This is a genomic window from Streptomyces sp. NBC_00443 (assembly GCF_036014175.1).
In the GTDB taxonomy this organism is placed as follows: domain Bacteria; phylum Actinomycetota; class Actinomycetes; order Streptomycetales; family Streptomycetaceae; genus Streptomyces.
Map to the genome: position 1 here is coordinate 5,399,520 of NZ_CP107917.1, position 19,215 is coordinate 5,418,734.

A 19,215-nucleotide genomic window follows, 5' to 3' on the forward strand; every position below is an offset into this window, starting at 1 on the left:
GCGTGCGGGTTGTGAAAGGGCCGGCTCCCGGTTGTGCGACCGGGGCCGGCCCTTTGCGTATGCGCTACTCGTCGCGCCTTTGTGCCTCTGTGCCCACCGTGCCTTGCCTCCTGCGCGGAGTGTCGCGTTATGAACGCTTCCGCCCGATACATCAAGATGTGCGCTAAATCATCATTTCGCATCCGTTCGGCGGAGAGGGGTTCAAGGATGAGCAGCGCACCGGTCCCGCTCTACGACTTCGTGGTCGTACGAGGGCGTGGCTACCGTCCCGAACAGGTCGACGCCTACATCGACGACCTGTTCCGGGACCGTGACGCCGCCTGGGAGCGGGCCGCCCGGCTCACCGTGCTCGCCAGGGAGATGGATGTGGAGGCGGAGCGGCTGCGGGAGGTGGTGGAGGAACTCGACCCGCAGACGTACGAGGAACTCGGGCATCGGGCCTGGCGGCTGTTCGAGATGGTGCAGGAGGAGGCCGCGGCCGTGCGGGAGGGCGCGCGCAAGGAGGCGCAGCGGCTGATGGAGGAGGCCCAGACGTACGCGGACGAGGTGGGGGACGCGGCACAGGCGCACGCCGACGCCGTGAGCGCCGAGGCCGAGGAGTACGCCCGTCAGCGGTTGCTCGCCGCGCGCGGGGAGGCGGGCGAGATCCGCATCGCCGCCCGGCGTGAGGTGAAGGAGGAGCGAGGGGAGGTGCTCGGCCCGATGCGCGAGGCGCGCCAGCGCACCAAGGTGCTGCTCGCCCAGCAGGCCAAGGAGCACGCCGAGCGGGAGGCGGAGGCCGAGCGGGAGGCCGAGAAGGGGCTGGCCGCGGTGGAGGCGTCGGAGGAGGAGAGGTTGGTGCGGGCCGAGGCCGCGGTGGCCGAGGCGCAGCAGGAGCTCGCGGACGCGCAGACCACGGCGAAGACCTTGCAGGAGGAGGCGCGGGCGCGTGCGGAGGAGGTGGTCGAGCAGGCTCGGAAGCGGGCGGAGGAGATCGCCCGGGACACGGAGCAGGTGCTGCGCGAGCACGGGGAGACGTGGGACGAGGTGCGGATGCAGATGGACCAGATGCGCAACAGCCTCTCGACACTGGAGCGGCAGGCGGCCCTGGAGTGAAGCGGGGCCGGGATCCGCAGACCCCGGCCCCGCCCCCGACACCCCGCCGCAGGCTCAGTTCCCCTGCGCACCGCCCCCGCCAGAATCCACCCCTCCACGGCCTCGTACTGCCGCCGCTGTTCCTCCGACTTGCCCCGCCCCGACACGACCGTCCCCAGCCAGCCGAGGAGGAACCCGGCCGGAATCGACACGAGCCCGGGCGTGGTGAACGGGAACCAGTTGAAGTCGGCTTCGGGGAAGGCCGAGACCGGCGACCCGGAGACCAGATTGGTACCCGGCATCATCACCAGCACGACCAGCGAGCCGCCGATCAGCGTCCACAGCAGACCGGTCCGCGTGTACCGGCGCCAGAAGAGGCTGTAGACCAGGGCCGGGGCGATCGCCGAGGCGCCCAGCGTGAAGGACAGCGTCACCAGCGGCTGAAGGCTGCGGTGCTGGACCATCGTCGCCAGCACGATCGCCGGGACGCCCACCGCCAGCGCCGCCAGCCGGGCCACCATCATCTCGCGGCGGCCGGACAGCTCCCGCAGCCGGGTGGCGAACACGTCGTGGGCGAGGGAGTTGGCGCAGGCGAGGATCATGCCGGCGACCGAGGCGAGCACGGTCAGGAAGATGGCCGTGGTGACCGCCGTGAACAGCAACGTCTCCGCCGTGGAGACCTCGGCGCCGAACGCGGCCCTGGAGCCCAGCAGATACGCCGTGTTGCCCTGCGGGTCCGCCCCGGCGATCACCTCACGCCCGATCAGCGCCGTGGCGCCGAAGCCGACCACCGTGATCACCAGCACGAACAGCGCCACGCTCGACACCGCCCACGACATGGAGCGCCGCACCTGCCGGGCGCCCGACGCCGTGTACATGCGCATGGTGATGTGCGGCAGGACCGCACCGCCGAGGACGACCGCGAGCTGGGAGCTGATCATGTCGAGCCGGGGATGCGGACCGCCCGCGAACTGCAGACCCGACTCCAGGAACGCCGGGCCGACCCCGCTCCGGTCCGCCGCCGCGTTGAACAGCGCGCCCGGATCCCAGTCGAACCGGTCCAGCACCAGTACGGCGACCACGGCGCCCGATCCGAGCAGCATCACCAGCTTCAGGATCTGGATGAGCGCGGTGCCCTTCATCCCGCCGATCGCCGCGTAGCTGATCATCAGCACGCCCAGGCCGACGATGCACCCCGTCTTCAGGGTGTCGCTCGAGAATCCGAGGATGAACGCCAGCAGTTGCCCGGTCCCGGCCAGCTGCACGAGCATCAGCGGCACCAGCGCGGCCAGCGTCACCGCGCAGGCCGCGATCCGTACGCCTCGCCCCGGCATCCGGCGCGCGAGCGCGTCGCCCATGGTGAACCGGCCCGCGTTGCGCAGGGGTTCGGCCAGCAGGAACATCAGCAGCATCAGCGACAGGGCGGTGCTCAGGGCCAGCACGATCCCGTCGTAACCGCACAGCGCGACCACACCGGTGGTCCCGAGCACGGTCGCCGCGCTGATGTAGTCGCCGCCGATCGCCAGGCCGTTGCGCATCGGGGACAGGGAGCTGTAGCCCGTGTAGAACTCGTCGAGGTCGTCCCGGTCCGGGCCCGTCATCACGCACAACAGCAGCGTGACGGTGGCCACCGCGCAGAAGGCGACCAGCGACATCGCCTGCGCGTTATCGCTGAACTCCGTCATCGCCACGTCTCCCTCTGCCCCGTACCCCGGTTGCCCGACTCCCGCTTGCCCGACTCCCGCTTGGCGTCCACCTCGGCCTCCTTGCGGATGCGGTCCGCGAGCGGGTCGACGTAACGCCGGGCGGTGTGCTCGTACAGCCATATCGCCAGCCAGGTGACCGGCAGTTGGAGCAGCGCGAGCAGCAGGCCTGCGGGCAGGCCGTCGGAGACCGTGCTCGACATGAACCCGGGCGCGAACGCGGACAGGATCAGGAAGAGGGTGAAGTAGCCGAGTGCGGTGAGCGTCGCCACGCGCCGCTGCCAGCGGTAGGCAGTGCGCAGGATCCGCAGGTCACGGTGGTGCCCGAGGGGTGGGTGATCGGGGGTTCGGTGCTGTGGGGGTGGGGGTGGTTGCGGCGGGTCGGGGGTTCGCCAGGGGTACCCGGCGTATGGGTCGTACGGGGAGGACATCCCGGTGCTCCTTGCGTGACTCGGGTCCGGTGCGGCGGACCGCAGGGAGTGTGGGGGGCGGGCGAGCCACGCACGTTACTTCGGAGTACCTATCGAACGCGAGGGTTTCGTCAAACTGAGTGGTCGGTATGCGCTTCCTTCACCGAACCGTGTCTGACCTGCAGTGTTACCGCCGTTAACTCGGACTTTTGAGTCGACTGTGAGCTACAGCAGGCGACGGCTGTGCTACTTCAGGTGAACCAGCGCGTCAGACGAGCGCCGATAGCGGACCCCGGGCCGCTCATTGATGGTGACGTCCTCCACGGCGGTGAAACCGTTCCTCTCCAGGACGGTCCGGGAGGCGAGGTTGTCCAGGGTGGTGATGGCGACCAGCGACGTCAGTCCGTAGGCCGTCGCCGCCATCCGGCACACCTGCGCCACCGCCGCCGTGGCGACGCCCTTGCCGGCCGCCCGTTCGCCGACGCGGTACCCGAGTTCGGCGCAGCCGTCCTCGGCGTCCAGCAGGTTGATCCGCCCGACGATGCGCCCTTCGTCGTCCAGCACGAGATGGAAATGGCAGATTCCGGCTTCCTGTTCGGCCAGCAGGGCCTGGTGTCTGGCGGCGAACCCGGCGGCTTCGAAGTACGGGTCGCCGCGGTCCGGGATCGTACGCGCGAAGTACTCCCGGTTCTCCGCCTCGAAGGCGAGGAGGGCGGGCGCGTGATCGGCGTGCAGGCGTTCGAGGGTCAGCATGACGGACAGGGTATGGGTCCACCCGCGGTACCACCGGGCGTCCGGAGGAGGGGACTCCGGGGCGACGCCCGGTCAGGGGCCGCTGCCTAGCGTCCTTTGTATGAACCGATCACGCTTCCTGGCCGTCGCCGCATCCGCCGTCCTCGCGCTCGTGCCCGCCCTGACCCTGCCCGCTGTCGCCGCGCGGCCCGCGTCCGCCGCGTCTGACCTTGCCGACTCCGCAGCCTCCACCAATCCCGCCGAGTCGGCCCGACTCCCGGGTCCCACCGGCCTGCACGCCGTCGGCCGCAGCACCCTGCACCTCGTCGACCACGACCGCCCGGACCCCTGGGTGCCGTCCGCCGGCGCCCGTCAGCTGATGGTGTCCATGTACTACCCCGCCCGCCCCGGCACGGGCGGAGCGACGGCTCCCTACATGACCACCGAAGAGGCCCGTCTGCTGCTGGAGTTGAGGGTCCCGGACGCCACGGTCCCCCCGGAGGTGATCAGTGGTGTACGCACCTGGGCGCACAAGGATGCCCGTCCGGCGCACGGCCGGTTCCCGCTTGTCGTGCTCTCGCCCGGGTTCACGTTGCCGCGCGCGACCCTGACCGGTCTCGCCGAGGACCTCGCAAGCCGCGGATACGTCGTCGCGCTGGTCGACCACCCGTACGAGAACGCCGGTACGACCCTCCCCGACGGGCGGACGCTGCCCTGCACCATCTGCGACGAGTTCTCCTCGATCGGCGGTTCGACCGACGGTTCGGCCGTCGCGACGAGCCGTGCCGAGGACGTCTCCTTCGTGCTCGACCGGCTGACGGGGCGGCACCCTGCGTGGCCGCACGCGCGCGTGATCGACGCGAAGCGGATCGGCATGGCCGGGCACTCCATCGGCGGCAGCGCCGCCGCCGCGACGATGGCCGCCGACGCGCGCGTACGGGCCGGCGTGAACATGGACGGCACCTTCTTCTTCCCGGTGCCCGCCGGGGGACTCGACGGCCGGCCCTTCCTGATGATCGGGGCCGAGAACAGGCCCCCGCTCGACACGACCTGGGACGAGACCTGGGCCGAACTCGACGGCTGGAAGCGGTGGCTGACCTTCGACGGAGCCGACCACGGCTCGTTCACGGACGTACCCCTGCTCGGGGAGCTCATCGGCATCCCCGACACCGTGCCGCTGCCCTACGGGCGTTCCCTGGCCCTCACGCGCGCGTACGTCGCCGCGTTCTTCGACCTGCACCTGAAGGGCGTCCCGCAGACCGTCCTCGACGGGCCGTCACCGGCCAACCCCGAGGTCACCGTCCGTCTTCCCTGAGCCGTCCTCGTTGAGGACCGGGAACCGTCTCGGCGCCAGCAGCAACAGCATCAGAAACGCCAGCGCCGCTGCGGCGGACGCCCCCAGATACACGGCGTGCACCGCGTCGGCGATGGCTCGCCTGGTGGCCTCCGGCGCCGCGCTGCCGGAGTCCAGGGCCCACGTCACCGAGTCCAGGTCGCCCGCCCCGCCGAGCCGCGACGCCAGCACCCCGTTGGCGACCGCGCCGAAGATCGCAGCACCGAGCGTCTGCCCCGTCTGGCGGCAGAACAGCACCGACGCCGTCGCCGTGCCCCGCTCCGACCAGCCGACCGTCGACTGCACGCCCACGATCAGCGGCAGTTGGAACAACCCCAGCGCCGCCCCCAGCAAAAGCATCAGCAGCGTCGGCTGCCACGCCTGCCCGGGATACGGCAGGAACGGAAACGCCAGCAGGATCAGCGACGCCGTCCCGATGCCCAGCATCGCCGTGTTGCGAAAGCCGATCCTGCGGTACACGTGCTGGCTGAGCGCCGCCGACACCGGCCAGCTCAACGTCCACACGGACAGCACGAATCCGGCCGCCACCGGCGCCAGACCGAGCACCGACTGGGCGTACGTCGGCAGGAACACGGCCGGCGCCACCATCAGCAGCCCCAGCGCGCCCAGTGCCAGGTTCACCGCAGCGATCGTCCGGCGCCGCCACACCCACCCGGGGATGATCGGGTCGGCCGCCCGGCGCTCCACGATCACCACGACCGCCGCGAGCACAAGTCCCGTGGCGAACAAGGCGATCGACGGCACCGACAGCCACGGCCACGCCACCCCGCCCTGCACCAGCGCCGTCAGCAGCACGCCCCCGCACGCGAACACCGCCAGCGCGCCCGCCCAGTCGACACGCACGCGCCTGGCCGTCGTATCCGCACGCGCGTCCTTCGCGCGCTGCGGCTCGTGCAGGTACCGCACGATCAGCCACAACGCCACTGCCCCGATGGGCAGGTTGATCAGGAAGATCCAGCGCCAGTCCGCGTACGTCGCCAGGACCCCGCCCACCCCGGGACCGGCCACGGCCGAGACCGCCCACACCGTCGACAGCTTGGACTGTATTCTCGGGCGCTCCTTGAGCGGGTACAGATCGGCGGCCAGCGTCTGCACCGTCCCCTGAAGGGCCCCGCCGCCCAGCCCCTGCACGATCCGGAACGCGATCAGCGCCCCCATGTTCCAGGCCACCGCGCACAGCAGCGACCCCAGCAGGAACAGCGCCGCGCCCGCGATCAGCACCGGCTTGCGGCCGAAGGTGTCGGAGAGCTTGCCGTAGACCGGGAGGGTCACCGTCACGGCCAGCAGATAGCCGGAGAACAGCCAGGAGAAGACGGAGAAGCCGCCGAGGTCGCCGACGATCTGCGGTACGGCGGTGGAGACGATGGTGGCGTCGAGTGCCGCCAGCGCCATCGCGAGCATCAGGGCCGCGACCACGGCCCCCCGCTTCGGGGTTCCGGTGCGCTGAGCGGTGTCGCGTATCGCGGGTCTCGTACTGCCCACCGGGGTCCTCTCCTGTTGCTTTCCCCTTGCACCTATCTGCCGCCGAACAGCTTCCCACTTGACCCTCACGCGGCGGGAGGGTGGAGCCTCAATGGGTCCGAGGGAGGAGACGACCCCGAGACGCTCTCCATCGAAGGGTGGAGTGCCCCTAGGGGTACCTCCGTACCAGGGGTCGGGGAGGGTTCGTACCGGCGGAGGACGAGACGCCCCGGTGTCCGTCCTTAACCTGGCTTTACGCCGCTGGGGGGCGGCTCACCGAACCGGCGGGGGTGGGGTTTTCCCCCGCACAAGAGGGGGCTGGGCACCAGCGCGCCGGCCCCTCTCCCACGACAAGACTGACGGTCGTAGCAGTGACCGACCGTCGCAAGACATAGGAGACATACCGTGACATCGGCTGTGACCATTCCCAGGCACGGGGGTACTGGAGGGCGTACGGCCGTTGCCGCGCGGGCGCGGCAGGTCGTCAAGGCGTACGGGTCGGGGGAGACCCGGGTCGTCGCTCTCGACCACGTCGACGTGGACATCGCGCGTGGCCAATTCACCGCGATCATGGGCCCCTCGGGGTCCGGCAAGTCCACCCTGATGCACTGCCTCGCCGGGCTCGACACCGTCACCGGCGGCCAGATCTACCTCGACGAGACCGAGATCACCGGGCTCAAGGACAAGAAGCTCACGCAGCTGCGCCGGGACCGGATCGGCTTCATCTTCCAGGCGTTCAACCTGCTGCCGACGCTCAACGCCCTCGAGAACATCACGCTGCCCATGGACATCGCCGGCCGCAAGCCCGACCGGGCCTGGCTGGGACGTGTCGTCGACACCGTGGGGCTCTCCGACCGGCTCAAGCACCGGCCCACCCAGCTCTCCGGCGGCCAGCAACAGCGTGTCGCCGTCGCCCGTGCGCTCGCCGCGCGGCCGGAGATCATCTTCGGTGACGAGCCGACCGGAAACCTCGACTCACGCGCGGGCGCCGAAGTCCTCGGCTTCCTGCGGCGGTCCGTCGACGAGCTCGGGCAGACCATCGTGATGGTCACGCACGACCCCGTCGCCGCCTCGTACGCGGACCGGGTGCTGTACCTCGCCGACGGGCGCATCGTCGACGAGATGTACAAGCCGACCGCCGAGGCCGTCCTGGACCGTATGAAGGACTTCGACGCCCGGGGACGTACGTCATGACCGTCCTGAAGACCTCGATGCGCAACTTCTTCGCGCACAAGGGGCGCATGGCCCTCTCGGCCGTGGCGGTGCTCCTGTCGGTCGCCTTCGTGTGCGGCACGCTCGTGTTCACCGACACGATGAACACCACCTTCGACAAGCTCTTCGCCGTCACCTCCTCCGACGTCACCGTCAGCCCCAAGGACGCCGAGGACGAGGACAACGGCGGTGGCACGGGCAAGCCCGCCTCGCTGCCCGCCTCGGCCGTCGAGCAGGTCACGGCCGTCGACGGCGTCAAGAGGGCGGAGGGCGCGGTCGCCTCGACGAGCGTGACCGTCGTCAACTCCGAGAACGACAACATGGGTTCCTCCACCGGCGCGCCCACCTTCGCCGGCAACTGGACCGAGAACGACAAGAAGTCCATGGAGATCACCTCCGGGCACGCCCCGCGCGGCCCCACCGAGGTCATGGTCGACGCGGACACCGCCGACAAGCACGACCTCAAGCTGGGCGACGAGTTGCGCACCATCGCCGCCACCGGCGACACCCGCGCGCGGATCGTCGGCATCGCCTCCTGGAAGGTCACCAACCCGGGCGCGGCCGTCGTCTACTTCGACACCGAGACCGCCCAGCGCACCCTGCTCGGCGCCACCGGCCGCTTCACGCAGGTATCCGTCACCGCGGCGGACGGCGTGAGCGACGCGCAACTCAAGCAGAACGTCGCACAGTCCCTGGACGGCACGTACAAGATCCAGACGGCCAGGGAGACCGCCGACGAGAACCGCAAGGACGTCAGCGCGTTCATGGACGTCATCAAGTACGCCATGCTCGGCTTCGCCGGGATCGCGTTCCTCGTCGGCATCTTCCTGATCATCAACACCTTCTCGATGCTGGTCGCCCAGCGCACCCGCGAGATCGGCCTGATGCGGGCGATCGGCTCCTCCCGCCGGCAGGTCAACCGGTCCGTGCTGGTGGAGGCGCTGCTGCTGGGCTTCGTCGGCTCCGTCCTCGGAGTGGGCGCCGGCGTCGGCATCGCGGTCGGCCTGATGAAGCTCATGTCGATGGCCGGCATGAACCTCTCCACAGACGACCTCACGGTCAAGGTCACGACCCCCGTGGTCGGCCTGATCCTCGGCGTCGTGGTGACGGTGCTGGCCGCCTACCTCCCGGCCCGCCGCGCCGGCAAGGTCTCCCCGATGGCCGCCCTGCGCGACGCCGGCACTCCGGCCGACGGCAAGGCGGGCCTGATCCGCGGTCTGATCGGACTGGTTCTGACGGGCGCGGGCGTCTTCGCCCTCTACGCGGCCGCCACCGCCGACAAGGCGAGCGACGGCGCTCTGATGCTGGGCGGCGGCGTGGTGCTGTCCCTGATCGGCTTCGTGGTCATCGGCCCGCTCCTCGCGGGCGTCGTGGTCCGCGTGATCAGTGCGGTGCTGCTGCGCGCCTTCGGCCCCGTCGGCCGCCTGGCCGAGCGCAACGCCCTGCGCAACCCGCGCCGTACCGGTGCCACGGGCGCCGCCCTGATGATCGGCCTCGCGCTGGTCGCCTGTCTGTCGGTGGTCGGCTCCTCGATGGTCGCCTCGGCGACGAGCGAGCTGGACAAGTCGGTGGGCGCGGACTTCATCGTCATGCCGCAACAGGGGCTGATCGTGGCGCAGGCCGAGAAGGCCATGCAGCAGACGCCGGGCCTCGCCCACGTCACCCGCAACAAGGAGATCGACGCCACCCTGACCTCGCCGGACGGAAAGACCGACGACTCCGGGCTCACGGCCGCCGACCCGACGTACGCCGAGGACCTGCGCCGTGCGACCACGGAGGGCACCCTGTCCGCCGCCTACGGCAAGGACGCCATGTCGGTCGGCTCCGACTACGCCAAGAAGCACGGCGTGCGGGTCGGCGACACCATCACGGTCGCCTTCAAGGGCGGCGAGACGGCGAAGCTGAAGGTCGCGGCGATCACGAAGGACGACACCGCCTTCGACCAGGGCGCGCGCTACATCAGCATGGAGACCGTGCAGAAGTACCTCCCCGCCGACCGGATCCCGCAGAGCCAGATCATGTTCGGCAAGGCGAAGGAGGGCCAGGAGGACGCGGCGTACGCGGCCCTGAAGAAGTCGCTGCACGACTACCCGCAGTACCAGGTCCGCGACCAGACCGACTACAAGGAGGAGCTGAAGGACCAGATGGGCCAGCTCCTGAACATGGTCTACGGCCTGCTCGCCCTGGCGATCATCGTCGCGGTGCTGGGCGTGGTGAACACCCTGGCCCTGTCGGTGGTGGAACGCACCCGCGAGATCGGCCTGATGCGCGCCATCGGCCTCTCCCGCCGCCAGCTGCGCCGCATGATCCGCATGGAGTCCGTGGTGATCGCCCTGTTCGGCGCCCTGCTGGGTCTCGGGCTCGGCATGGGCTGGGGCGCGACGGCCCAGCGGCTGCTCGCTCTGGAGGGCCTGAACGTCCTCGACATCCCGTGGCCGACGATCATCGGGGTCTTCATCGGCTCGGCCTTCGTGGGCCTGTTCGCGGCCCTGGTGCCGGCGTTCCGGGCGGGCCGGATGAACGTACTCAACGCGATCGCGACCGAATAGCCACCGCACACGGGGGTTGCGGGGGACGGGCCCGGTCCGAAGGCGACACCTTCGGACCGGGCCCGGACGTGTGCTGGGGGCGCCCCCTGCTGCCGCGCCCGCTATCCCGTCCGGCGTTCCAGGAGTACGACTCCGTAGGCGGTGCCCTTGATCGTGTACCGGGCGTCGGGGTGCAGGGTGCGGGCGTAGGCCTCGACATCGCGGTAGCGCTTGCGGGAGTTGTCGAGGGCGATGAAGTCTGGCTCGATGCCGCGCGTGTTGGTGACCCAGAAGACGCGGCAGCGCGAGGTGAGCCGGCTGATCGGGGCGATGTTCGCCTCGACGGAGGCGCCGTCCGGAACCGTGCCCAGCAGCCGCTCGACGGCACTCACGCGCGCGGGCTTGCGATAGATCTCCCCCTCGGCCAGCGCGGACAGCGGCAGCGAGGTGGTCAGCGCGACCGAGGCCGCGGCGACGGCGGCCGGCAGGTGCTCGACGTACGACCGCAGCCACGCGCGCGGGCTGTGCCGGGTGGTGTCGAGGGCGTCGACAAGTGCGAGGGTGACTACGGGCATGAGGACGGCGCTGTAGTGCCAGTCGGTGCCCCAGTACTGCGAGTAGGAGGAGACGAAACGCCAGCCGACGGTGGGCAGGGCGATGAGCAGGATCGGGGACCGCAGCGCGAGCAGCCCGGTGGTGGGGATGAGCAGCCAGCACAGCGTGCGGAGCTTGGTGTCGAGGCCGTCGAGGGGTCCGCCGCCGCCGGACTCGCTCACCTTGTTCCAGTAGTCGTAGGTGCCGGCGGAGTTGAAGCTCGGTATCACCAGGAGCAGCGTGAGAGCGACGGCCACCACGCCGAACACGGCGACGCCGAGTGCGTACCGGAACGCGCGCGGCGAGAGGTGGCGGGCCCGCCAGGCGACGACCAGGGCGAGGGCAGTGACGGTGAACCCCAGGTCCTCCTTCACGAGGACGAGCGGAACCGCCCACAGCAGAGCGGCGCGCCAGCGCTGCCCGAGAAGCGCCTCGAGGCTGAAGGCGATGAGGGGGACGGCGAAGCAGATCTCGTGGAAGTCGAAGTCGACGGCCTGCTGAAGCCCCCACGACAGCCCGTACGCGATACCGATCGCGAGCCCCCGCCGCCGCCCGAGCAGCCGCGCCGCGGCGCGCGTGACGGGCACGGCGGAAAGCGCGAACAGCGCCGCCTGCGCGACGAGCAGGGTCACCGACGACGGGAAGACCCGGTACACCGGCGCCAGCAGCACGGTCACCGGGCTGAAGTGATCCCCCAGGATGTTGAATCCCGGCCCCTTCAGATCGGCGACGGGCGCCTGAAGATGCGCATACGACCGGATGACCTGCTCGAATATCCCCAGATCCCACGACCGCTGACCCAGATGCCGATAACGACCGACCGAAACGACCGCATACCCGACGAACAGCACGACAGCGAGCACCCAGGGATCCCGCCGTCCGGGATCGGGCTGCACGCGCCCCGGCTCGCGCGGGGCGGACGCCGGTATGTGGGGGTCCGAGGACGTGTCCCGGGTCGGGGAGGTGGCGGGGGTGGGCATGGGGGGACCTTACGCGGTACGCGCGTTCGGGCCTTCGCCCGCCCGTGCGAGTCGGTCACTTCCCCGGCGGACGTGTGAGGCGCCGGTCCGTGGGATCCAGCCCGTCCGGCGTTTGAGGACGAGGCCCGTTCAGGGCCGAAGCGGGGTCCGGGGCGGCAGCCCCGGCGGGGTCGAAGGGGCGGAGCCCCTTCACGACGTCACGTCAACGCCGGTGACCAGAGAACGGACGTTATCCACAGCCCCGGCACCCGCCCGCGCAGCGACGTACGCTGGAAGCCCCCGGCCCGCAACACGCGTCGGGCCCTTCGTGTTGCCCACCCAGGACGGAAAGCCCCCCTCCATGAGCCTGCACGGTCTGCTCGACGCCGTAGTCAAGGACACCGCCCTCGCGGAAGCGATCACTGCGGCCGCAGACGGCAACCGCATGCACGTCGACCTGGTCGGCCCCCCGGCGGCCCGCCCGTTCGCGATCGCCGCCCTCGCCCGTGAGACGGACCGCCCGGTCCTGGCGGTGACGGCGACGGGCCGGGAGGCCGAGGACCTCGCGGCAGCCCTGCGCTCCCTGCTCCCCCCGGAGGGCGTCGCGGAGTACCCGTCCTGGGAGACCCTCCCGCACGAGCGCCTCAGCCCCCGCAGCGACACCGTCGGACGCCGCCTCGCGGTCCTGCGCCGCCTCGCCCACCCCAGCACCGACGACCCCGAGACGGGCCCGGTCTCCGTGGTGGTGGCGCCCGTGCGCTCCGTCCTCCAGCCGCAGGTCAAGGGCCTCGGCGACCTGGAACCGGTGGCCCTGAGAACCGGCCGGACCGCCGACCTGAACGCCGTCGTGGACGCCCTCGCGGCAGCCGCGTACGCGCGCGTGGAGCTCGTCGAGAAGCGGGGCGAGTTCGCCGTGCGTGGCGGCATCCTCGATGTCTTCCCGCCCACCGAGGAACACCCCCTGCGCATCGAGTTCTGGGGCGACGACATCGAGGAGATCCGCTACTTCAAGGTCGCCGACCAGCGCTCCCTCGAAGTCGCCGAACACGGTCTGTGGGCCCCGCCCTGCCGCGAGCTCCTCCTCACCGAAGACGTCCGCGCACGCGCGCGTGCCCTCGCCGAACAGCACCCGGAGCTCGGCGAACTGCTCGGCAAGATCGCCGAGGGCATCGCGGTCGAGGGCATGGAGTCCCTGGCCCCCGTCCTCGTCGACGACATGGAGCTGCTGCTCGACGTCCTGCCCAAGGGCGCCATGGCCGTCGTATGCGACCCGGAGCGGGTGCGCACGCGTGCCGCCGATCTTGTGGCGACCTCGCAGGAGTTCCTGCGGGCCTCCTGGGCCGCCACGGCCGGCGGCGGCGAGGCGCCCATCGACGTCGGCGCGGCCTCTCTGTGGTCCATCGCGGACGTTCGGGACCGGGCGCGCGAGCTGGAGATGTTGTGGTGGTCGGTGTCGCCGTTCGCCGCTGACGAGACGCTCGACGCGGACACCCTCAAGCTGGGCATGCACGCGCCCGAGTCGTACCGCGGCGACACCGCGAAGGCCCTCGCCGACACCAAGGGCTGGCTCGCCGACGGCTGGCGCACGGTCTTCGTGACCGAGGCGCACGGCCCCGCGGCCCGCACGGTCGAGGTGCTCGGCACTGAGGGCGTGGCGGCCCGCCTGGAGTCCGACCTCGGGGAGATCGCCCCGTCGGTCGTCCATGTCGCCTGCGGCTCGATCGACTACGGCTTCGTGGACCCGGCGCTCCGGCTGGCCGTCCTGACCGAGACCGACCTGTCCGGGCAGAAGGCGGCCGGCAAGGACGGCGCCCGCATGCCCGCCCGCCGCCGCAAGACCATCGACCCGCTGACCCTGGAGGCCGGCGACTACATCGTCCACGAGCAGCACGGCGTCGGCCGCTACATCGAGATGGTGCAGCGGACCGTACAGGGCGCCACGCGCGAGTACCTCGTCGTGGAGTACGCCCCCGCCAAGCGCGGCCAGCCCGGCGACCGGCTCTACATCCCCACCGACCAGCTGGAGCAGATCACCAAGTACGTCGGTGGCGAGGCCCCCACCCTGCACCGCCTGGGCGGCGCCGACTGGACGAAGACCAAGGCGCGGGCCAAGAAGGCCGTCAAGGAGATCGCGGCCGACCTGATCAAGCTGTACAGCGCGCGCATGGCGGCCCCCGGGCACGCCTTCGGCTCGGACACCCCCTGGCAGCGCGAGCTGGAGGACGCCTTCCCGTACGCCGAGACTCCCGACCAGCTGACGACCATCGCCGAGGTCAAGGAGGACATGGAGAAATCGGTCCCGATGGACCGCCTGATCTGCGGCGACGTCGGCTACGGCAAGACGGAGATCGCGGTCCGCGCCGCCTTCAAGGCGGTCCAGGACGGCAAGCAGGTGGCGGTACTGGTGCCCACGACCCTGCTGGTGCAGCAGCACTTCGGGACGTTCTCCGAGCGCTACTCGCAGTTCCCGGTGAAAACCCGTGCCCTGTCCCGCTTCCAGAGCGACACCCAGGCGAAGGCGGTCCTGGAGGGCCTTCGCGAAGGCTCGGTGGACATCGTGATCGGCACGCACCGGCTGTTCTCGTCGGAGACCAAGTTCAAGGACCTGGGCCTGGTCATCGTCGACGAGGAGCAGCGCTTCGGCGTCGAGCACAAGGAGCAGCTGAAGAAGCTGCGCGCGAACGTCGACGTCCTGACGATGTCCGCGACCCCGATCCCGAGGACCCTGGAGATGGCGGTCACCGGCATCCGGGAGATGTCGACCATCACGACCCCGCCCGAGGAACGGCACCCGGTCCTGACCTTCGTCGGCCCGTACGAGGAGAAGCAGATCGGCGCCGCGATCCGCCGTGAACTGCTGCGCGAGGGCCAGGTCTTCTACATCCACAACCGGGTCGAGTCGATCGACCGGGCGGCCGCGCGCCGGCGCGAGATCGTCCCGGAGGCACGCATCGCGACGGCGCACGGCCAGATGTCGGAGCAGGCGCTGGAGCAGGTCGTCGTCGACTTCTGGGAGAAGAAGTTCGACGTGCTCGTCTCGACGACGATCGTCGAGTCCGGCATCGACATCTCCAACGCCAACACGCTGATCGTGGAGCGCGGCGACAACTTCGGCCTCTCCCAGCTGCACCAGCTGCGCGGCCGAGTCGGGCGCGGGCGCGAGCGCGGGTACGCGTACTTCCTGTACCCGCCGGAGAAGCCGCTCACCGAGACCGCCCACGAGCGCCTCGCCACCATCGCCCAGCACACGGAGATGGGTGCGGGCATGTACGTGGCGATGAAGGACCTGGAGATCCGAGGCGCGGGCAACCTCCTCGGCGGCGAGCAGTCCGGGCACATCGCCGGAGTCGGCTTCGACCTGTACGTCCGCATGGTCGGCGAGGCCGTCGCGGACTACCGGGCGTCCCTGGAAGGCGGCGTCGAGGAGGAGCCCCCGCTCGAGGTCAAGATCGAGCTCCCCGTCGACGCCCACGTGCCGCACGACTACGCACCCGGCGAACGCCTCCGCCTGCAGGCCTACCGCGCCATCGCCTCCGCCAACACGGAGGAGGACGTCAAGTCCGTACGCGAGGAACTCGTCGACCGCTACGGCAAGTTGCCCGAGCCCGTCGAGAACCTCCTCCTCGTGGCAGGCCTGCGCATGCTGGCCCGCGCGTGCGGCGTCGGCGAGATCGTCCTGCAGGGCACCAACATCCGCTTCGCCCCCGTGGAACTGCGCGAGTCCCAGGAACTCAGGGTCAAGCGCCTGTACCCCGGCACCGTCATCAAGCCGACGGCGCACCAGCTGCTGGTCCCGCGCCCGAAGACCGCGAAGGTGGGCGGGAAGCCGCTGGTCGGGCGGGAGTTGCTGGGGTGGGTCGGGGAGTTCCTGGCGTCGATTCTGGGGTCGTGAGCGGGGTGGTGCGCGGGATCGTGAGCGGGGCGATCCCGGGGCCGTGAACGGGCGGTCGGCGGGTGCGGGCGGGTGCGGGCAGGTCCGGGGGCCTGTCGTTTGGATCATGCCGGCGTGCCGGCGTCCGAACGACAAGCCCTAGTCGACCCGCACCTCAGTGTTCTGGCAGGCGTGCAGCAGCCACCGTCCGTCGTCCTGCTTGGTCATGACGTACAGCGGGGCACCCTCCGTGTCGCCGCTCGGTGAGTGGTACACCTGCCGGACCTTGACGGCCGCCACGTCGGGCCGCAGGAACTGCGCGTGCGCCACCGCGTAGGTGACCTCGCCGTCCCAGGTGGCGGCGGGCAGCACGGCACGGGTGAACTCGGCGATGGCGTCGAAGCCGATGAGGACCTTGCCGTGGGCGGTCGTCCACAGGGCGTCGGGGTGGAAGAGGGCCAGGAAGCCGTCGGGGTCCTTGGCGCGCTGGGTGCGTTCGACGGTGGCCACGACCTGAGCGATGGCCTTGAGATCGGCGTCGTCGCCGGGCTTGGAGCCTGCGGGGTCGACGGCCTTGCCGTCTGCGCTTTCGATGGTCATACGGATCACTCTGGGACCTCAAGTGAACTTGAGGTCAAGCGATGTCGGTGATGTAGGCGAATCTCAGGGCGGCCAGGCGGGTGACGATACCCAGGCTCTCGGGCCGTACGGCGGCGATGGCGCCGCGCAGTGCGTCGCCGGTGAGCCGGCGAGGACGTCGACGGTACGGCCACGGAGGCGGGCCGTGAACTCCGCAGCACCGTCGAGAAACACACCGACCGACTCGCCGCCGCTCCTTGGCAGTCACTCGCGCCGGACGAGGTCGACCGCCTCGCGGAACTGCTGGGGGAGTTCTGGGTGGCGGTGCTGTCGGCAGGGCTGCTGCCTTCGGAGACGACCTTGGGAATCGGGAAGGTCTGAGCAGGGGGGCGGCATCGGGCGGGGTCCCGGAGGCGCCCCGGGCCTACCGCGGCAACTCTGAAGCCGCCCGCGGGAGTTGGGTCTCCGCGGACGGCCTCTGTTCGGAGGTGGTCGGGTGGAAGACTGGCCCGGACGCGGGCGTCGGCGGGGTGCCCTGTGATGTGCCCCGGCGTCGGCGCCCTGCCCGGCAGTCTGTAGTCCTTCGCGTGTCTTGGGGGCTATTGCTGCTCGGGCGGCCGGTCGCGATCCATGCCCATTCCGCGCTCCATCCGTTGCTGCGCGTCGTCGACCTGGCTCTCGTACTTGTTGCCCGTCTTCTCGTTCGCCTTCCGTTCCGCGGTGTCGGACATGTCCCTCCCCTTGTCCTGCGCGTGACGGTTCTTGAACTTGTCGAAGATGCCCATGCAGAGCTCCTTCCCGAGGTGACTCACCACCGACGATACGCCCGGGTTGCGAAGTATGCCCTCCTGGCCCGGAGGTGGTCTGGACCTCTCGAATGCCGCCGTGCGCCGGGTCGCTACCGTGTGCACGACGGTGTACCGGGGAAAGCCGCCTGTGCGGGGCGGAACGGGCGGCAGGGGAGGGGACGCATCGTGATGCGTCGAAGGGGTCGAAGAAGCGGTGCGGCAGGGGCCGGGGCCGGGGCGATGCTAGGCATGGTGCTGGTACTGGCGGGGTGCGAGAACGTCGATCTCCGCGTCGACGAGGAGCCATCCGGCTCCGCCCCGGCCCCGGGCACCGGCCGGGCAGTGAGCCCACTGGACAACCCGGACGGCACGAAAGCCGGGCTCGCGCCCCTCACCTCAGACGCCGACCGGGCCGAGGCACGGGCCCTGATCGAGAAGGTGGCGACCAAGGGCCGCGGACCGAAGACGGGCTACGACCGCGACGAGTTCGGGTACGCCTGGATGGACTCGGCCCCGGGCGGCATCCCGTTCTCCCGCAACGGTTGCGACACCCGCAACGACCTCCTCAAGCGCGACGGCGAGGAGGTCCGGTTCCGTTCCGGCTCCGACTGTGTCGTGGCCTCCATGACCCTGCACGACCCGTACACGGGCGAGACGATCGAGTGGGCCAAGTCCCGCGCCACGACCGTACAGATCGACCACGTCATGCCGCTGTCGTACGACTGGCAGATGGGCGCCGCCCGTTGGCCGAAGGGCAAGCGCCAGGACATCGCCAACGACCCCCTCAACCTCGTTCCGGTCGACGGCCCGACCAACAGCTCCAAAGGTGACTCCGGCCCCGCGTCCTGGCTGCCTCCGAACAAGCGGATCCGCTGCTCGTACGCGGTGCGTTTCGCCCAGGTCTCGCTGAAGTACGAACTTCCGGTGACGGCCGCCGACAAGGAGATGATGCTCGGCCAGTGCGGCGGGTGACACCCGGTCCGCTGCCGAAACGGCATCGCGCTGCGGCCGTCCCACGCCTACGGTGACCGGCATGGAGCTGAAGGTATCGAGCCTCGCGGAACGCCCCGAGATGCTCGAACGGGTCATGGAAATGCCGGACACCTGGCCCCGGTTCACGACCCAGGACCCGGTGGGCAACGCCCACTACGGCCGGATCCCGCGCGAACTCCCCCAGTACGCCCTGTTCGCCGAGGACGAGCGCGGCGAGGTCGTCGCGCACGCCTTCAGCGTCCCGTTCGCCCTCGCGGCCGAGGGCCGTGGCCGGCTGCCCGCCCGAGGGTGGGACGAGGTGCTCGTGTGGGCCTTCGCCGACCTGCGCGCCGGCGTCCGCCCCGACACGGTCAGCGCCATCTCCGTCGTCATCGCCCCGCACGCCCAGGGCAGCGGCCTGTCCGCCCGGATGCTCTCCGCGATGCGCGACAACGCCCGGGCCCACGGCTTCCGCGAGGTCGTCGCCCCGGTCCGCCCCAGCGCCAAGCACCTCGAACCGCACACCCCCATCGAGGAGTACGCCCACCGGGTACGCCCCGACGGCCTGCCGCACGACCCGTGGCTGCGCGTCCATGCCCGCGCCGGCGCCGGCATCGACTCCATCGCCCCGGCTTCCATGACCGTCGCCGGCTCCCTGGAGCAGTGGCGCCACTGGACCGGACTGCCCTTCGACACGGCGGGCGACATCGAGGTACCGGGCGCGCTGGTGCCGGTGCGGTGCGAGCCGGAGCGGGACTGCGCGGTGTATGTCGAGCCCAATGTGTGGATGCGGCACCCGCTGTAACACGGAAGCGAGGCCTCCGCGACGTCCGCCGTCGTACGAAGTGATCAGCTCGGCAACGGTTCGGTACAACCGGTGACCGTATGTCGGTGTCGGCCTATACGCTCGAAGCGACAATCGCACGACCGAGGTTGCCCCGCACCGGGCAGGACCGGCCGTCCGTACGCCCACTTCAG

13 protein-coding genes and 2 pseudogenes are annotated in these 19,215 nt (G+C 70.6%); 7 read left to right on the plus strand and 8 right to left on the minus strand.

The genetic code is table 11. The features are described 5' to 3' along the window. Nucleotides 1–201: 201 nt before the first annotated feature. From OHO27_RS24550 to OHO27_RS24565, 4 genes and pseudogenes are all read right to left on the minus strand, one after another. Nucleotides 202–570, minus strand: a complete 369-nt coding sequence (locus OHO27_RS24550) for a hypothetical protein (protein ID WP_328427148.1) — start codon at nt 568–570, stop codon at nt 202–204. 584 nt (nt 571–1,154) lie between these two features. Continuing rightward, nucleotides 1,155–2,759 (minus strand): annotated as a pseudogene (locus OHO27_RS24555) (sodium/solute symporter); the annotation flags it as partial. Beyond that, a complete protein-coding gene (locus tag OHO27_RS24560; RefSeq protein ID WP_328427149.1) occupies nt 2,756–3,208 on the minus strand; it encodes a DUF485 domain-containing protein in 453 nt (150 codons plus the stop codon). The gene OHO27_RS24560 and the pseudogene OHO27_RS24555, both read right to left, overlap by 4 nt. Nucleotides 3,209–3,433: 225 nt before the next feature. Then, the gene (locus OHO27_RS24565; RefSeq protein WP_328427150.1) at nt 3,434–3,940 is read right to left on the minus strand and encodes a GNAT family N-acetyltransferase; all 507 of its coding nucleotides are present in this window, start codon (nt 3,938–3,940) and stop codon (nt 3,434–3,436) included. Between the two features lie 100 nt (nt 3,941–4,040). Between OHO27_RS24565 and OHO27_RS24570 the strand changes: the two genes are divergently transcribed. Next, nucleotides 4,041–5,234, plus strand: coding sequence for an alpha/beta hydrolase family protein (locus tag OHO27_RS24570; RefSeq protein ID WP_328427151.1), 1,194 nt, complete (start codon nt 4,041–4,043; stop codon nt 5,232–5,234). On the opposite strand, the gene OHO27_RS24575 is transcribed toward OHO27_RS24570, so the two are convergent. Next, complete coding sequence (locus OHO27_RS24575; protein WP_328427152.1) at nt 5,196–6,755, minus strand: MFS transporter; 1,560 nt, start codon at nt 6,753–6,755, stop codon at nt 5,196–5,198. The two genes, OHO27_RS24570 and OHO27_RS24575, sit on opposite strands and share 39 nt — an antisense overlap. A gap of 384 nt (nt 6,756–7,139) precedes the next feature. On the opposite strand from OHO27_RS24575, the gene OHO27_RS24580 reads away from it, so the two are divergent. After that, entirely contained in the window at nt 7,140–7,928 is a 789-nt protein-coding gene (locus tag OHO27_RS24580) for an ABC transporter ATP-binding protein (RefSeq protein ID WP_328427153.1), read from the plus strand. Next, the gene (locus OHO27_RS24585) at nt 7,925–10,495 is read left to right on the plus strand and encodes an ABC transporter permease (RefSeq protein ID WP_328427154.1); all 2,571 of its coding nucleotides are present in this window, start codon (nt 7,925–7,927) and stop codon (nt 10,493–10,495) included. The genes OHO27_RS24580 and OHO27_RS24585 overlap by 4 nt, the downstream gene beginning before the upstream one ends. 101 nt (nt 10,496–10,596) lie before the next feature. Here OHO27_RS24585 and OHO27_RS24590 read toward each other — a convergent pair whose 3' ends face one another. Continuing rightward, complete coding sequence (locus tag OHO27_RS24590) at nt 10,597–12,048, minus strand: DUF2079 domain-containing protein (protein WP_328427155.1); 1,452 nt, start codon at nt 12,046–12,048, stop codon at nt 10,597–10,599. A gap of 340 nt (nt 12,049–12,388) precedes the next feature. Here OHO27_RS24590 and mfd point away from each other — a divergent pair, with 340 nt between their 5' ends. Continuing rightward, a complete protein-coding gene (mfd, locus tag OHO27_RS24595) occupies nt 12,389–15,919 on the plus strand; it encodes a transcription-repair coupling factor (RefSeq protein ID WP_328427156.1) in 3,531 nt (1,176 codons plus the stop codon). 138 nt (nt 15,920–16,057) lie between these two features. Here mfd and OHO27_RS24600 read toward each other — a convergent pair whose 3' ends face one another. Next, nucleotides 16,058–16,498, minus strand: coding sequence for an SgcJ/EcaC family oxidoreductase (locus tag OHO27_RS24600; RefSeq protein WP_328427157.1), 441 nt, complete (start codon nt 16,496–16,498; stop codon nt 16,058–16,060). A gap of 153 nt (nt 16,499–16,651) precedes the next feature. Here OHO27_RS24600 and OHO27_RS24605 point away from each other — a divergent pair. After that, nucleotides 16,652–16,858 (plus strand): annotated as a pseudogene (locus OHO27_RS24605) (helix-turn-helix domain-containing protein); the annotation flags it as partial. 218 nt (nt 16,859–17,076) lie between these two features. Here the strand turns inward: OHO27_RS24605 and OHO27_RS24610 are convergent. After that, complete coding sequence (locus OHO27_RS24610; RefSeq protein WP_328427158.1) at nt 17,077–17,262, minus strand: Rv0909 family putative TA system antitoxin; 186 nt, start codon at nt 17,260–17,262, stop codon at nt 17,077–17,079. Nucleotides 17,263–17,454: 192 nt separating this feature from the next. Here OHO27_RS24610 and OHO27_RS24615 point away from each other — a divergent pair, with 192 nt between their 5' ends. Both OHO27_RS24615 and OHO27_RS24620 read left to right on the plus strand, forming a co-directional pair. Then, nucleotides 17,455–18,237 (plus strand): HNH endonuclease family protein, encoded by a 783-nt coding sequence (locus OHO27_RS24615; protein ID WP_328430528.1) that lies wholly within the window; start codon nt 17,455–17,457, stop codon nt 18,235–18,237. Between the two features lie 61 nt (nt 18,238–18,298). Next, nucleotides 18,299–19,042, plus strand: coding sequence for an N-acetyltransferase (locus OHO27_RS24620; protein WP_328427159.1), 744 nt, complete (start codon nt 18,299–18,301; stop codon nt 19,040–19,042). Nucleotides 19,043–19,215 lie beyond the last annotated feature (173 nt).

Excerpts from the sequence above, each read along its gene's own strand:
- OHO27_RS24560 (WP_328427149.1), bottom strand. The coding sequence starts at position 3,208 with ATGTCCTCCCCGTACGACCCATACGCCGGGTACCCCTGGCGAACCCCC.
- OHO27_RS24565 (WP_328427150.1), bottom strand. The coding sequence starts at position 3,940 with ATGCTGACCCTCGAACGCCTGCACGCCGATCACGCGCCCGCCCTCCTC.
- OHO27_RS24570 (WP_328427151.1), top strand. The coding sequence starts at position 4,041 with ATGAACCGATCACGCTTCCTGGCCGTCGCCGCATCCGCCGTCCTCGCG.
- OHO27_RS24585 (WP_328427154.1), top strand. The coding sequence starts at position 7,925 with ATGACCGTCCTGAAGACCTCGATGCGCAACTTCTTCGCGCACAAGGGG.
- OHO27_RS24590 (WP_328427155.1), bottom strand. The coding sequence starts at position 12,048 with ATGCCCACCCCCGCCACCTCCCCGACCCGGGACACGTCCTCGGACCCC.
- mfd (WP_328427156.1), top strand. The coding sequence starts at position 12,389 with ATGAGCCTGCACGGTCTGCTCGACGCCGTAGTCAAGGACACCGCCCTC.
- OHO27_RS24600 (WP_328427157.1), bottom strand. The coding sequence starts at position 16,498 with ATGACCATCGAAAGCGCAGACGGCAAGGCCGTCGACCCCGCAGGCTCC.
- OHO27_RS24610 (WP_328427158.1), bottom strand. The coding sequence starts at position 17,262 with ATGGGCATCTTCGACAAGTTCAAGAACCGTCACGCGCAGGACAAGGGG.
- OHO27_RS24615 (WP_328430528.1), top strand. The coding sequence starts at position 17,455 with ATGCGTCGAAGGGGTCGAAGAAGCGGTGCGGCAGGGGCCGGGGCCGGG.
- OHO27_RS24620 (WP_328427159.1), top strand. The coding sequence starts at position 18,299 with ATGGAGCTGAAGGTATCGAGCCTCGCGGAACGCCCCGAGATGCTCGAA.